This is a genomic window from Curtobacterium flaccumfaciens, from assembly GCF_013359815.1.
In the GTDB taxonomy this organism is placed as follows: Bacteria; Actinomycetota; Actinomycetes; order Actinomycetales; family Microbacteriaceae; genus Curtobacterium; species Curtobacterium flaccumfaciens.
The window spans coordinates 600,810-614,546 of the sequence record NZ_JABMCF010000040.1 but is presented as its reverse complement, the minus strand read 5'-3'; the positions used below and the strand labels follow the sequence as shown (position 1 = coordinate 614,546).

General features: G+C 71.2%; 15 protein-coding genes. 10 read left to right on the top strand and 5 right to left on the bottom strand.

What is annotated here, in order from left to right:
- Positions 1–3: 3 nt before the first annotated feature.
- Entirely contained in the window at positions 4–1,596 is a 1,593-nt protein-coding gene (gene lnt / locus HP445_RS16735; protein WP_241660359.1) for an apolipoprotein N-acyltransferase, read from the top strand.
- 110 nt (positions 1,597–1,706) lie between these two features.
- Complete coding sequence (locus HP445_RS16730) at positions 1,707–2,057, top strand: RNA polymerase-binding protein RbpA (protein WP_027465636.1); 351 nt, start codon at positions 1,707–1,709, stop codon at positions 2,055–2,057.
- Between the two features lie 72 nt (positions 2,058–2,129).
- Here the strand turns inward: HP445_RS16730 and HP445_RS16725 are convergent, their stop codons facing one another.
- On the bottom strand, positions 2,130–3,332 hold the full coding sequence (locus tag HP445_RS16725) for an SPFH domain-containing protein (RefSeq protein ID WP_111024423.1): 1,203 nt from the start codon (positions 3,330–3,332) through the stop codon (positions 2,130–2,132).
- Complete coding sequence (locus tag HP445_RS16720; RefSeq protein WP_071244706.1) at positions 3,329–3,802, bottom strand: NfeD family protein; 474 nt, start codon at positions 3,800–3,802, stop codon at positions 3,329–3,331. The genes HP445_RS16725 and HP445_RS16720 overlap by 4 nt, the downstream gene beginning before the upstream one ends.
- A 154-nt stretch (positions 3,803–3,956) precedes the next feature.
- Between HP445_RS16720 and HP445_RS16715 the strand changes: the two genes are divergently transcribed.
- From HP445_RS16715 to HP445_RS16690, 6 genes are all read left to right on the top strand, one after another.
- Positions 3,957–4,718 (top strand): SDR family oxidoreductase, encoded by a 762-nt coding sequence (locus HP445_RS16715; RefSeq protein WP_111024422.1) that lies wholly within the window; start codon positions 3,957–3,959, stop codon positions 4,716–4,718.
- 10 nt (positions 4,719–4,728) lie between these two features.
- Positions 4,729–5,181 carry an NUDIX hydrolase gene (locus HP445_RS16710; RefSeq protein ID WP_128779932.1) on the top strand — a complete coding sequence of 151 codons (453 nt, stop codon included), beginning with the start codon at positions 4,729–4,731 and terminating at the stop codon, positions 5,179–5,181.
- Between the two features lie 90 nt (positions 5,182–5,271).
- Positions 5,272–7,665: an ATP-binding cassette domain-containing protein gene (locus HP445_RS16705; RefSeq protein WP_175330831.1), complete on the top strand. Its 2,394-nt coding sequence runs from the start codon at positions 5,272–5,274 to the stop codon at positions 7,663–7,665.
- A gap of 123 nt (positions 7,666–7,788) precedes the next feature.
- Positions 7,789–8,073, top strand: coding sequence for a DUF4190 domain-containing protein (locus HP445_RS16700; protein ID WP_017887321.1), 285 nt, complete (start codon positions 7,789–7,791; stop codon positions 8,071–8,073).
- Positions 8,074–8,181: 108 nt separating this feature from the next.
- Positions 8,182–8,337 carry a hypothetical protein gene (locus tag HP445_RS16695; protein ID WP_163343611.1) on the top strand — a complete coding sequence of 52 codons (156 nt, stop codon included), beginning with the start codon at positions 8,182–8,184 and terminating at the stop codon, positions 8,335–8,337.
- Positions 8,338–8,512: 175 nt separating this feature from the next.
- Positions 8,513–9,154, top strand: coding sequence for a copper resistance CopC family protein (locus tag HP445_RS16690; protein ID WP_128779931.1), 642 nt, complete (start codon positions 8,513–8,515; stop codon positions 9,152–9,154).
- A gap of 15 nt (positions 9,155–9,169) precedes the next feature.
- Here HP445_RS16690 and HP445_RS16685 read toward each other — a convergent pair whose 3' ends face one another.
- Positions 9,170–10,201, bottom strand: a complete 1,032-nt coding sequence (locus HP445_RS16685) for an alcohol dehydrogenase catalytic domain-containing protein (protein WP_128779930.1) — start codon at positions 10,199–10,201, stop codon at positions 9,170–9,172.
- 204 nt (positions 10,202–10,405) lie between these two features.
- Here HP445_RS16685 and HP445_RS16680 point away from each other — a divergent pair, with 204 nt between their 5' ends.
- Positions 10,406–10,846 carry a GNAT family N-acetyltransferase gene (locus tag HP445_RS16680; RefSeq protein WP_111103591.1) on the top strand — a complete coding sequence of 147 codons (441 nt, stop codon included), beginning with the start codon at positions 10,406–10,408 and terminating at the stop codon, positions 10,844–10,846.
- Positions 10,847–10,876: 30 nt separating this feature from the next.
- Here the strand turns inward: HP445_RS16680 and HP445_RS16675 are convergent, their stop codons facing one another.
- Entirely contained in the window at positions 10,877–11,557 is a 681-nt protein-coding gene (locus HP445_RS16675) for an SDR family NAD(P)-dependent oxidoreductase (RefSeq protein ID WP_128779929.1), read from the bottom strand.
- Positions 11,558–11,659: 102 nt separating this feature from the next.
- Between HP445_RS16675 and HP445_RS16670 the strand changes: the two genes are divergently transcribed.
- Positions 11,660–12,493: a helix-turn-helix domain-containing protein gene (locus HP445_RS16670; protein WP_164941110.1), complete on the top strand. Its 834-nt coding sequence runs from the start codon at positions 11,660–11,662 to the stop codon at positions 12,491–12,493.
- Here the strand turns inward: HP445_RS16670 and HP445_RS16665 are convergent.
- Positions 12,480–13,700 carry a beta-ketoacyl-[acyl-carrier-protein] synthase family protein gene (locus tag HP445_RS16665; RefSeq protein WP_128779928.1) on the bottom strand — a complete coding sequence of 407 codons (1,221 nt, stop codon included), beginning with the start codon at positions 13,698–13,700 and terminating at the stop codon, positions 12,480–12,482. The two genes, HP445_RS16670 and HP445_RS16665, sit on opposite strands and share 14 nt — an antisense overlap.
- Positions 13,701–13,737 lie beyond the last annotated feature (37 nt).

Below are 13,737 nucleotides of genomic sequence, written 5' to 3'. Positions count from 1 at the left end.
CCGGTGCCGGTTCCGGAGACCAGTGTGCGCGGGCTGCCCGCTCGCGTCGGCCGCGGGGCGGTCGCGACCGGCCCGTTCGCCGCGTTGCCGCTGGGCACCGCGGTGCCGTTGGCCGTCATCGGCGGGATCCTCTTCGCCCTCGCGTTCCCGTCGCCCGGGTGGTGGTTCCTCGCCTACCCGGCACTCGCCTGCATGCTGCTCGCGGTGATGGGACAGCGGGCGCGGCGTGCGGCGTGGATCGGCTACCTCGCCGGCGCGGCGTTCTGGATCCCTGCCATCTCGTGGGCCGGTCGCTACCTGGGCCCGGTCCCGTGGTTCGCACTCGCCCTGCTCGAAGCCGCGTTCTTCGCGCTCGGCAGCGTCGCCATCGCCCTGGCGTACCGCTGGGTCGCCCGCGTGGTGCCCTCGACCGCCGGACGCGTGTGGGGCCTCCCGGCCGTCGTCGCCGCACTCTGGACCGGACGCGAGTGGTTCTCGGGAAGCTGGCCGTACGGCGGTTTCGCCTGGGGTCGGGTCGGCCTGTCGCAGTCGCAGGGGCCGTTCACGCACCTGGCCGCGTACGTGGGCGTCCTCGGGCTGACGTTCATCGTCGTGTACTGCGTCGCGGTCGTGGTGTCGCTCGCGCTCGTGGCACCCCGTGTGCCGGGCGTCACGCTCCGGCTGCCCGTGCGGGTGGCGACGGCGGGTCTGCTCGTCGCGGCGGTCCTGGCCGTGCCGGCGTGGCCGACCGCCACGAGCGGCACGATCCGGGTCGAGTCGGTGCAGGGCAACGGTCCCGCGGGCTACTTCGACCGTGCGGAGCCCGGCGACGTCCTGGCAGCGCAGGTGGCGGCGACGGACGTGGACGCGAAGGGTGTGGACCTGGTCGTCTGGCCGGAGGCAGGTGCGGAGTACGACCCGCGGCAGCAGCCGGTCATCGCCTCCGCCCTCGACTCGGTGGTCGACTCGCTCGACGCCCCGATCGTCGCGGGTGCCATCACGCAGACCCCGTCGGGGGTGCTGCACAACACGTCGTTCGTGTGGACCGCCGACGGCTGGCAGTCGTCCTACGACAAGAAGCGACCGGTGCCGTTCGGCGAGTACGTGCCCGACCGCTGGTTCTTCTCCAAGCTCGCACCGTCGCTGATCGGTCTGCTGCAGCGCGACTACACGCCGGGGACGAAGCCGAACGTGCTCTCCGTCGCGGGCATCCGTGCCGGCATCTCGATCTGCTTCGACATCGTCGACGACGGGCTGACCGCCGACATGGTGCGCGGGGGAGCGCAGGTGATCCTCGCGCAGACGAACAACGCCGACTTCTCTGGCACCGACGAGAACCTGCAGCAGCTCGAGATCGCGCGGATGCGGGCCATCGAGACCGGCCGGTCGCTCGTGAACATCTCGACCGTCGGAGCGTCGCAGGTCATCGACCCGAGCGGCCGCACGATCGACCGGGTGCCGGAGTACACCGCGACGTCGATGGTGACCGACGTGCCGCTCGGCACGTCCACCACCCCGGCGTCGATCCTGTCCGGCTCGATCACGCTCATGCTCTCCCTCGGCGGACTCCTCGTGCTCCTCGCCTGCGCGCCCTGGGGCCGTCGCACCCGCTCCTGATCGGGCCCGCCGCGCCCAGCCACTGGGAACGGACTGTGAATGCGCCGGTACGGGATTGATGGGGCGTGGGACAGTGTTGTGGAGGGCAGACGAGCGAGAGGAGCACACACATGGCTGATCGGAGTCTCCGCGGCATGCGGCTCGGGAGTCAGAGTCTCCAGAGCGAAGAGGGCGTCGAGCTCTCAGATCGCAAGCGCGCGGTCTACCAGACGGATTCGGGTGAGACATTCGACATCGTCTTCTCGGCCGATGCGGACGTCCCCCAGACCTGGTCGGAGCCGCGCTCCGGTCGCGAGGGCCGCCTGCTCGGCGACGACGGGATCCCCGTCGAGGTCGCCGAAGAGGACGTGAAGGCACCCCGTACCCACTGGGACATGCTGCTCGAGCGCCGCTCGCGCGAGGAACTCGAGGAGCTCCTCGAAGAGCGCCTGCAGGTCCTCCGCGCACGACGCGGCGCCTGACACCACCGAACACACGACGACGCCCGCCCCGGTTCCCTGGGGCGGGCGTCGTCGTTCGTTGGTGCCGGAGCGTCAGCGCCGACCGGAGCCGTCGCTGGTGCGGTGACCGGAGGCGTCGTCGCCCGGCGTGGGCGGAGTGTCGGCGACCTGTTCAGCGGTCGCGTCGTCGGCCGCCGCGAGGTGTGCATCGACACTGCGGTTCGACTCCGCCAGGCGCGCGTCGAGGTCGGACTCGGGGACGATGTCCGCGGCGGTGGCGTCTGCACGCGGCATCGTGGTGTCCGCGGCTGCGGTGTTCGCCAGGCTCTCGTTCGCGAGCTTCGAGATGCGGGACAGGAAGTCCGTGCCACCGGCACCGCCGGCGACCGGACCGGCGCCGCCACCGCGGCTGGCGCTGAAGCCCTTCGCGATGCCGGACAGGGCCTCGGTGAACTCGCTCGGGATCATCCAGAGCTTGTTCGACGTGCCCTCGGCGATCTTCGGCAGGGTCTGCAGGTACTGGTAGGACAGCAGCTTCTCGTCCGGGTCACCGGTGTGGATGGCCTCGAACACGGTCGCGATGGCCTGGGCTTCACCCTCGGCACGGAGCACCTGTGCCTTGGCGTCACCCTCGGCGGCCAGGATCGCTGCCTGTCGCTGTCCCTCGGCCTCGAGGATCTGGGACTGCTTGGTGCCCTCGGCCTGGAGGATCGCGGCACGTCGGCTGCGCTCGGCACGGAGCTGCTGCTCCATGGCGTCCTGGATGGACACGGGCGGCTCGATCGCCTTGAGCTCGACTCGGCCGACGCGGATGCCCCACTTGCCCGTGGCTTCGTCGAGGACGACGCGGAGCTGGCCGTTGATGTTGTCGCGGCTGGTCAGTGCCTCTTCGAGGTTCAGGCCACCGACGACGTTCCGGAGCGTGGTGGTGGTGAGCTGCTCGACGGCGCCGAGGTAGTTCGCGATCTCGTACGTCGCGGCGCGGGCGTCGGTCACCTGGAAGTAGACGACCGTGTCGATCGAGACCACCAGGTTGTCCTCGGTGATCACGGGCTGCGGCGGGAACGAGACGACCTGCTCACGCATGTCGAGCAGCGGCCGCAGGCGGTCGATGAACGGGACGAGAAGGTTCAAGCCCGGGTTGAGGGTCTTGTGGTACTTGCCGAGTCGTTCGACGACGCCCGCGGTGGCCTGCGGGACGATCCGGATCGCCTTCGCCAGGACGACGATCACGAAGATGACGACGACGAGGACGAGCACGAGCAGTGCGATCGTCCCCGGGGAGATGCTGGTCACGAGGTGGCCCTTTCTGCGAGGCGCACGACCGCGGTCGACCCCTCGATCGACTCGACGACCACGGGGGTCCCGAGTGGCGGTGTGCGGTCGACGGAGTCCGCGGCGAACCGTGCACTCCAGGTCTCGCCGTTGGCCAGGCGCACCTGACCAGGACTGGAGGAGGTGAAGGCGACCGCGACCGTGCCGGCGAGCCCGATGAGCCCCTCGACGTTGGTGCGGTGCGGGTCGGCCCCGCGGCCGAGCGCCACGAGCAGGCGCGGTCGGACGAGCGACAGCAGCACGAGTGCGGCCACCGCGGCGACGATGGCGGACAACCACCACGGGGCGCCGAGCAGTGCGGCGATCAACCCGCCGGCGGCACCCGCCGCGAGCATGATGAAGATGAAGTCGAGGGTGAAGATCTCGACCACGCCCAGGAGCAACACCAGGCCGATCCAGACGGTGCTCTGGATCCAATCGATTCCGTTCACGCGATCTCCCTCCCTCGGTCGCGCGCGGCGGCTCGCTGCGTCGCGACAGCCGGTACAACTCCGTTCAACATATCAGGGCCGTCCGACGGTCGTGCAGGCGATTGGTAGGCTCGGTGCGCCCGACCGGCCGGAACCAGACCTGGAGAACACGACTGTGAGCAACCCCCTCGCCCCCGGATCCCTCACCGACAAGCGCGCCGTCGTCACCGGTTCGTCCCGTGGCATCGGCGCCGACACCGTCGGGTACCTCGCCGAGGCCGGTGCGAAGGTCGTCGTGAACTACCGCAACAAGGCCAAGCGCGCGGAGCAGATCGCTGAGAAGATCGTCGAGGCCGGTGGCTCCGCCCTGGCCGTCGGCGCCGACCTCACCGAGCACGACTCCGTGCAGGCCCTCGTCGACACCGTCGTCCAGGAGTGGGGCGGCATCGACCTGCTCGTGCTCAACGCCTCCGGCGGTATGGAGTCCGGCGTCGGCGAGGACTACGCGCTCCGCCTGAACCGCGACGCGCAGGTCGACATGCTGCAGACCGCCGTGCCGCACATGCCCGCAGGGTCCCGTGTGGTGTTCGTCACGAGCCACCAGGCGCACTTCGTCGAGACCGCCGAGACGATGGACGAGTACGTCCCGGTCGCCAAGAGCAAGCGTGCCGGAGAACTCGCCCTCCGTGAGCTCATCCCGCAGCTCGAGGCCGCCGGCATCGAGTTCGTCGTCGTCTCCGGCGACATGATCGAGGGCACGATCACCGCGACGCTGCTGAACCGCCTGAACCCCGGCGCGATCGAGGGTCGTCGGCAGGAGGTCGGCAAGCTCTACAGCGTGTCCGAGTTCGCGGCCGAGATCGCCCTGGCCGCCGTCGAGCCGATCCCCGCCGACCACACCAAGCTGGTCGGCGACGTCAGCGGTTTCGTCGGCTAACGTCGGGCGGGTGACCGCCAAGCCCGGCCTGCGCCGCACCTCCCGCATCCTGCTGCTCGACCCCGAGGGCCGCGTGTTCCTGATGGACACGAAGTCGCCCTCGTCGGACGGTGCCCACCGCTGGATCACACCGGGCGGCGGGGTCGACCCGGGGGAGTCCCACCGCGACGCCGCGATCCGCGAGCTGCGCGAGGAGACCGGGATCGTCATCGACGAACCCGGCGAACCGGTCTGGTCCTGGGACTTCACGGTCGAGTGGGACCTCGCCGACCACGACCGCGGGCACGCCGAGTTCTACGTCGTCCGCACGCCGGGCTTCGAGCTGTCCGACGCCGAGTGGACCGACGACGAGCGCGTCGACATCCTCGCCTCGCGGTGGTGGACCGCCGACGAACTCGACGCGACCGACGAGGAGTTCGAACCCGCCGAGCTGCCGGACCTGGTGCGCCGGCACGGCGACTGAGCACCGCACCACGGCCTGACGGCCGACCCAGGACCGACGGGAGGCCCGTGGCGGCCCCGCCACGGGCCTCCCGTCGGTACGCTGACCCGCATGCACACCGATCCGGTCGACGACGACCCCACCGGCGCCGACGCGCACCCTGCCGACCGGCACGGCCGGATCCGGGTGCGCGGTGCCCGTGCGAACAACCTGCGCGACGTCGACGTGGACCTGCCGAAGCGCCGGCTCACGGTGTTCACCGGGGTCTCCGGCTCGGGCAAGAGCTCGCTCGTGTTCGGCACCGTCGCCGCCGAGTCGCAGCGGATGATCAACGAGACCTACAGCGCGTTCGTGCAGGGGTTCATGCCCTCGCTCGCGCGTCCGGACGTCGACCTGCTCGACGGCCTGACCACCGCGATCGTCGTCGACCAGGAGCGCATCGGCGCCGACCCGCGCTCCACCGTCGGCACCGCCACGGACGCGAACGCGATGCTGCGCGTGCTGTTCAGCCGACTCGGTCAGCCGCACATCGGGGGACCGAACGCGTTCTCGTTCAACCTCGCCACCGTGACGGCCGGGGGAGCGATCACGGTGCAGAAGGGTGCGGACGCGAAGGCCCAGAAGGTCTCGTTCACACGGCTCGGCGGCATGTGCGCGGACTGCGAGGGTCGGGGGCTGGTGAACGACATCGACCTGACGCAGCTGTTCGACGACACGAAGTCGCTCGGTGACGGCGCGCTCACGATCCCGGGGTACGGGACCGACGGGTGGAACGTACGGCTGTACGCCGAGTCGGGCTACTTCGACCGGGACACCCCGATCCGCGACTTCACCGAGCAGGAGCGGCAGGACTTCCTGTACCGCGAGCCGACGAAGCAGAAGATCGCCGGCATCAACATGACCTACGAGGGGCTCGTGCACCGGGTCCGCCGATCGTTCCTGCAGAAGGACCGCGAGGCGATGCAGCCGCACATCCGGGCCTTCGTCGACCGTGCGGTGACCTTCACGACGTGTCCGGCCTGCGACGGGACCCGGTTGAACGACACGGCCCGCTCGTCGAAGATCGCGGGCCGCAGCATCGCCGACGTCTGCGCGATGCAGATCACCGACGCCGTCGCCTGGCTGCGGGGTCTGGACGACCCGGGGGTCGGGCCGTTGCTCGAGGGGCTCCGCGACCTGCTCGAGTCCTTCGTCGAGATCGGACTCGGCTACCTGTCGCTCGACCGTCCGACCGGCACGCTGTCCGGGGGAGAGGGACAGCGCGTGAAGATGGTGAAGCACCTCGGCTCCTCGCTCAGTGACGTCACGTACGTCTTCGACGAGCCGAGCACGGGGCTGCACCCGCACGACATCGAGCGGAAGAACGAGCTGCTCGTCCGGCTGCGCGACAAGGGCAACACCGTCCTGGTCGTCGAGCACAAGCCCGAGGTCATCGCGATCGCCGACCACGTCGTCGACCTCGGACCCGGTGCCGGTTCCGGCGGTGGGACGCTCTGCTACCAGGGGTCCGTCGACGGGCTGCGTGCCAGCGGGACCGTGACCGGTCAGCACCTGGACGACCGCGTCACCGTGAAGTCCGAGGTCCGTCGTCCGGACGGGGCGATCGAGATCCGCGGCGCCTCGGCCCACAACCTGCGGGACGTCGACGTGGACGTCCCCACCGGGGTGCTCACCGTAATCACGGGGGTCGCCGGCTCGGGCAAGAGCACGCTTATCCACGGGTCGCTGGCCCGGCGCGACGACGTGGTCGCCATCGACCAGAGCGGCATCCGGGGCTCACGGCGGAGCAACCCGGCGACGTACACCGGCCTGCTCGAGCCGATCCGCAAGGCGTTCGCGAAGGCCAACGGTGTCAAGCCCGCACTGTTCAGCGCCAACTCGGAGGGCGCCTGCCCGGCGTGCAACGGTGCCGGCGTCGTGTACACCGACCTCGGCATGATGGCGGGCGTCGCGAGCCCCTGCGTCGAGTGCGACGGCAAGCGGTTCGACCAGTCCGTGCTCGGGTACCACCTGGGCGGCAAGGACATCAGCGAGGTGCTCGGCATGTCCGTCGCCGACGCGCTGGCGTTCTTCGCGGCGGGGGAGTCCGCACTGCCGGCCGCCCACACGATCCTCGCCCGGCTCGCCGACGTGGGGCTCGGGTACCTGACGATCGGCCAGCCGCTCACCACGTTGTCCGGGGGAGAGCGGCAGCGGCTCAAGCTCGCGACGCACCTCGGTGACCGGGGCGGCGTGGTGGTGCTCGACGAGCCGACCGCGGGCCTGCACCTGGCCGACGTCGAGCAGCTGCTCGGCCTGCTCGACCGGCTCGTCGACGCCGGCCGGACGGTCGTCGTGATCGAGCACCACCAGGCCGTGATGGCGCACGCCGACTGGATCATCGACCTCGGACCGGGTGCCGGCCACGACGGCGGGCGGATCGTGTTCGAGGGGACGCCCGCTGAACTCGTGGCGGCACGGTCGACGCTGACCGGGCAGCACCTGGCGGCGTACGTCGGAGCCTGAGCCGGGGGACAGGCTCGGACGGCGAATCTGGGCACCAGCCGTGTGTGAGGACTACCGTTCTGACTGACGCTCACGATCGGCTCCCCGGCCTGGATCGGCGTCCTGACCAGAAGGAGCATCACCATGTCCAACCCCGGCAACGCACCCGCGACCAACAGCGGCAACGGAATCGCCGTCGGTTCGCTCGTCCTCGGCATCGTCGGCGTCGTCTTCTCGTTCCTCTTCGTGTGGGTCGGACTCATCGCCAGCATCATCGGCCTGGTCCTGGGCTTCGTCGCCCGTCGTCGCAACGCCGGTACCCGAGGCATGGTGCTCGCCGGCATCATCCTGAGTGTCATCGGCCTCGTGCTCTCGATCATCTTCATCATCGTCGCTCTGACGATCGTCGTTCCCGCGATGAACAACTGAGGCTGATCGCCGCATGACAGCGGGCGCGTGGCGGAGTCGCCACGCGCCCGCTGTCGATCTCCGGCGCCGCTGGTACGTGTCCAGGAACCCGGGCGTACCGTCCGGCGCATGAGCTACAGCCAGCCTGACCCAGCCGAAGAGACCACCCAGAGCGAGTCGCCGGAACAGCCCGACACCGACCAGGACACCCTGGAGGAACAGGGCGGTGAGCCGGCAGCGCTCGAGATCGACGCCGACGACGTCCCGACGAAGCCCGCCGACTGACGCCGTCGTCATCCAGTGAGCAGAAGAGGTCGAGTCCGTGCAGCGGACTCGACCTTTTCTGCTCACGAAGCATCTTCACCGGTGCGCCGATAATGCATATTATGTCAACTCAGAGGTTGCGAGTGGCCCCGCTCGGCTGACGGGACGCTCGACATCGCTTCCCTAGCCTGGATCCGTGCACGATCACCGAGATGACCACCGCCGCTCACGAGCTGCGACGCCCCGGGCCCTGTTCGCCGTCGCCCTGTCCGCGTTCCTCGTGCTGATCGGCACGACACCTGCATCGGCGCACGCAGCACTGACCTCGAGTGATCCGGCGGACGGCGCCACGGTGGCTGCCGATCTTCAGCGAGTGACACTCATCTTCAGCGAGGCGCCGCTGGCCGGACTCGAAGCCGGTCTGCGCATCGAGGTCCGCGACGACGGTGGTGCCGACGAGTCGTCCGGAGCGGTGACGGTCGAAGGCACCTCGATGTCCAAGGCGGTGTCGCTCTCCCCCGGCCCGCACACCCTCGTCTGGCGGTACGTCTCCCCCGACGGCCATCCGATCGAGGGGCAGCTCGCGTTCTCGGTGGAACCGGTCGCATCCCCGACCGTCCCACCCACGACGACGAGCCCGACGACCGCGCCCACATCATCCTCGGAACCGACGACAGCGGCAGCAGGAGCCGCACCGAACACGGGTGCCGGAACGCACGCGCACGGCCACGGCGGCCCGGCACTCCTGGTCGGGGTCGTCGGGATCCTGGCAGTGCTCGTCATCGGCGCGGTCGTGCTCCGCATCCGCCGGGGCGCGGACGCGCGGACCGAGGGCTGACGGGACGCCCGAGCCTCAGAACACCGCGACGGTCATGCCCGACGAGGTCGCAGGGCGGTCCATCGCGACGAGTGCCTCGGGCAGGTCGTCGAAGCCGATCGTGCGGCCGATCGTCTCCTCCGGACGCAGTCGTCCGGCCACGATGGCGTCCAGCATCGCGCCGTACTCCCCGACCGCCGCGCCGTGGCTGCCGAGCAGTTCGAGTTCGTCCGCGATCACCCGCCCCATCGGGATCGCCGGAGCGGCTTCGTCGTCGAGCAGCAGCCCGACCTGCACGTGCCGGCCGCGCGGACGCAGGGACGCCACGGCGGCGACCGAGGTGGCACGGCTGCCGTAGGCGTCGAGCGAGACGTGCGCTCCGCCACCCGTGCGGGACCGCACCGTGGTGACGGCATCGGCGTCCATCAGCACGGTGTCGGCGCCCAGGGCTGCTGCGCGTTCGAGTGCGGCCGTGGAGACATCGACGGCGACGACGTGCGCGCCGGCGGCCACGGCGACCATGACCGAGGAGAGTCCGACTCCCCCGCACCCGTAGACCACGACCCACTCCCCTGCGATGACGCGCCCTCGGGCGTGCAGGGCGTGGAACGCGGTGCCGAATCGGCATCCGAGCGCCGCCGCCACCGCGAAGTCCACGGCGTCGGGCAGCGCGACGAGGTTCAGGTCGGCGTGCGGGACGACCAGGGAGTCCGCGTACGAGCCCTGCAGGTCGAACCCGGGCTGCTGCTGGGCGGTGCACACCTGGGTGGCGCCGTCGAGGCACTCGGCGCAGGTCCCGCAGGCGAACACGAACGGGGCCGTCACCCGGTCACCCACGGCGAAGCGCTGGACGCCCGTGCCGATCGCCGCGACGACGCCGGCGAACTCGTGGCCGGGGACGTGGGGCAGCCGGACGGAGTCGTCGTGGCCCTTCCACGCGTGCCAGTCACTGCGGCAGACACCGGTGGCAGCGACCCGCACGACGACGCCGTGGTCCGGGGCCACGGGCTCCGGCAGGTCGACGATCGAGGGGACGGAACCGAACTGGGCGTACTGGACGGCGCGCATGCGGCCATCCTGACAGACGCTGGACGAAGCACGACTGACGCCCGACCCGGGCCAGCGCGACCGACCGCCCGACGCGACCCGCGCGCCGGGGTCCCCACGGGCCTCCAGGCCGACGGCCACACCCGACCACCCGACCACGCGAGCGGTCCACCGCACCCCGATCGGCCGTTGCGCCCCAGGCGCGTCCACCGGTTGACTCGTCACGTGACCGATCTGCGCTTCTCCGCCGACCCCGAAGACCTCGACGTCGACCGCGTGCACCGCTGGCTGAGCGAGGAGTCGTACTGGGCCCGCGGCCGTGACCGGGCGACGCAGGAGGCGATCATCGCCGGCTCCCGGAACTTCGGCGTGTACGACGCGACGACCGGCGAGCAGCTCGGCTACGCGCGCGTGATCACCGACGGCGTGACGTTCGGGTGGCTCGCCGACGTGTTCGTGGACCCCGACGCCCGGGGCCGCGGCGTCGGGGTCGCACTCGTGCGCGGCGTGACCGAGGCGGTCGAGCCGCTCGGCCTGAAGCGCTTTGCCCTGTTCACCGCGGATGCCCACGGGCTGTACGAGCGGTTCGGGTTCCGCCCGCTGCCCGATCCGGACGGCTGGATGATGCGTCCCGGGCCGGGGTTCGGCGCCGACGTGCACGACTGACGGGGCGCGGGTGCACGCGCAGCGCTGCCCTCAGTACTCGATGCGGCCCTCGCGGTTGTGGAACTCCCCCGTCGGCCCGTCGGTGCCGATCGTCGCGAGCATGACCGTGGCGTCGGTGCCCTCGGTGATCGTCTGGTGTCCGCCGAACCCGTTGAACTCCGTCGCGGTGTAGCCCGGGTCGCTCGCGTTCACCCGGAACCCGCGCAGGTTCTTCGCGTACTGCACGGTCAACGCGATCACGGCCGCCTTCGACGCCGCGTACGGCACCGCCGGCACCCCGTACTCGTCGTGTCCCGGTGTCGTCAGCCAGCGCGGGAACCCCACCCCCGACGAGACGTTCACGATGACGGGTGCCGCCGAACGTCGCAGCAGGGGCAGCGCGGCCTGGGTCACCCGGACGATGCCGGTGACGTTGGTGTCGAGCACGGTCGCCATCGCGCTCGCGTCGAGGTCGTCGACCCCGAACGAGCTGCCGAGGATCCCGGCGTTGTTCACCAGGACGTCGAGTTCGGGGATCGTCGCGATCGCCGCGTCGATGCTGGCCTGGTCGGTGACGTCCAGCTGCACGACGTGGGCGCCGAGTGCGCGGGCGTCGTCGCCGCTCGCCGGGTCGCGCATGCCGGCGTACACGGTGTGGCCGGCTTCGAGCAGTCGGCGTGCGGTCTCGAGTCCGAGGCTGCGGTTGGCCCCGGTGATGAGTGTCGTTGTCATGCGCCCAGCCTGCCCCCGCCGGCCCGGCTCCCCCAGGCACGGTGCGACGGTGGGACCGGCAGTACCAGGACGGACTGGAGGCGCGGGGCGATGATGGTGGACATGAGCGAGTTCGCGAACGTGTTGCGTTCCTGGCGCGACCGGGTGCGTCCCGAGGCGGTCGGCCTGCCGGCCGGCCCCGGCAGACGGACCCCGGGTCTCCGTCGCGAGGAGCTCGCCGCGCTGGCGGGCGTCAGCGTCGACTACGTCGTCCGCCTCGAGCAGGGCCGGGCGACGAACCCGTCGCCGCAGCTGCTCGGTGCCCTCGCGACGGCGCTCCGGCTGTCGTCCGAGGAGCGGGACCACCTGTGCCGGGTGGCCGGCGTCGCCCCGCCGTCGCGTCAGGTCGTGCCGCGGCACATCACGCCCGGCGTGCAACGGCTGGTCGACCGGCTCGGCGACGTCCCGCTCGCGGTGTTCACGGCGACCCACGACATCGTGCTCTGGAACGAGCTGTGGGCCGCGGTGAACGGCGACCCCTCGCGGTACGTCGGGCTCGAGCGCAACCTGGTGTGGCGGCACTTCATGCAGGAGCGCGACGGGGTGGACTGGGACGACGAGCACCAGGAGGAGTTCTCGAGCGACCTCGCCGCTGACCTGCGGCAGGCGTTCGGCCGCTACCCGGCGGATCGCGACCTGGCGGACCTGGTCGAACGGCTGCTGCGGGAGTCCCCCGAGTTCGCCCGCCGGTGGGAGACCGGCCGGATCGCCGAGCACCGTGCGAGCCGCAAGGTCGTGCACACGCCGGTCGGGCCGGTGGAGATCGACTGCGACGTGCTGAGCGTCCCCGGCGGTGACCTGCGGATCGTCGTCTACACGGTCGTCCCGGGCTCCGAGGACGCCGCGAAGCTCGACCTGCTTCGGGTCACCGGCCTGCAGGAGCTCACGCCGCGGTGAACACCAGCGACGCGTTCTGACCGCCGAACCCGAACGAGTTGTTCAACGCCGCACGGAGCGGCGCGGTCCGGGCGGTACCGGAGACGACGTCGAGGTCCACCGCGGGGTCGAGCCGGTCGAGGTTCAGGGTCGGCGGCACGGTCCCGGTCTCGAGCGCCCGCAGGGTCAGGATCGCCTCGACCGCGCCGGCAGCGCCGAACATGTGCCCGATCGCGCTCTTCGGCGCGGTGATCAGCGCTCCGGTCCCCACCGCACGGCTGATGGCGGCCGCCTCGCCGACGTCGCCGACGGGGGTGCCGGTGGCGTGCGCGTTCACGTGGTCGACGTCGCCGCCGGTGAGTCCCGCCATCCGGATCGCGGCGCGCATGGCCCGCTCCTGCTCGCTGCCGTCCGCCAGCGGTGCGGTGATGTGGTGCGCGTCCGAGGTGATCCCCCACCCGGCGAGCGTGCCGTGCGACCGCTGACCCCGGGCGGCGGCGTGGTTGGCACGTTCGAGCACGACGATGCCGGCGCCCTCGCCGAGGACGAAGCCGCGGCGGTCGGCGTCGAACGGTCGTGACAGGGTCGTGGGGTCGTCGCCGTCGGGCTTCGCGAGGGCCTGCGACTGGGCGAACGACGCCATCGTCACCGGGGTGACGGCGGCCTCGGTCCCGCCGGTGATGACGACGTCGGCCTCACCGGTGGCGATGAGTCGCGCGGCGGCGGCGATGGCCTCCGCGCCGGAAGCACATGCCGACACCGTCGTGTAGGCGCCGCCCCGCGCCCCGTACGCGATGCTGATCTGCGCGGCGGCACCGTTCGCCATGAGCATCGGCACCGTGCGCGGTGAGACCCGCCGGGCACCGGACGCACCGAGCACGTCGTGGGCGTCGAGGAGCGTCTCCACTCCCCCGATCCCGGTGCCGATCACCACGGCGAGGCGGTCGCCCTCCACCGCGGGGGCACCGGCGTCGGCCCAGGCCTCGTCCGCGGCGACGAGCGCCAGCTGCTGACTGCGATCCAGGCGATTGGCGCGGACCCGCCCGAGCGCCTCCTCGGCGTCGAGTGCGGCATCGGCCCCGACCCGGATCGGCACCTGTTCCCAGAGCGCTCCGTCGCGGTGCAGGGCGCGGACGCCGGAGCGACCGGCCACCAGGGCGTCCCAGAGCGGCGCGACGCCGTGGCCGAAGGGTGAGACCGCGCCGAAGCCGGTGATGACGATGTCCACGGGAACTCCTCTTGTACGTTGAACAAGTTGAGTTGTA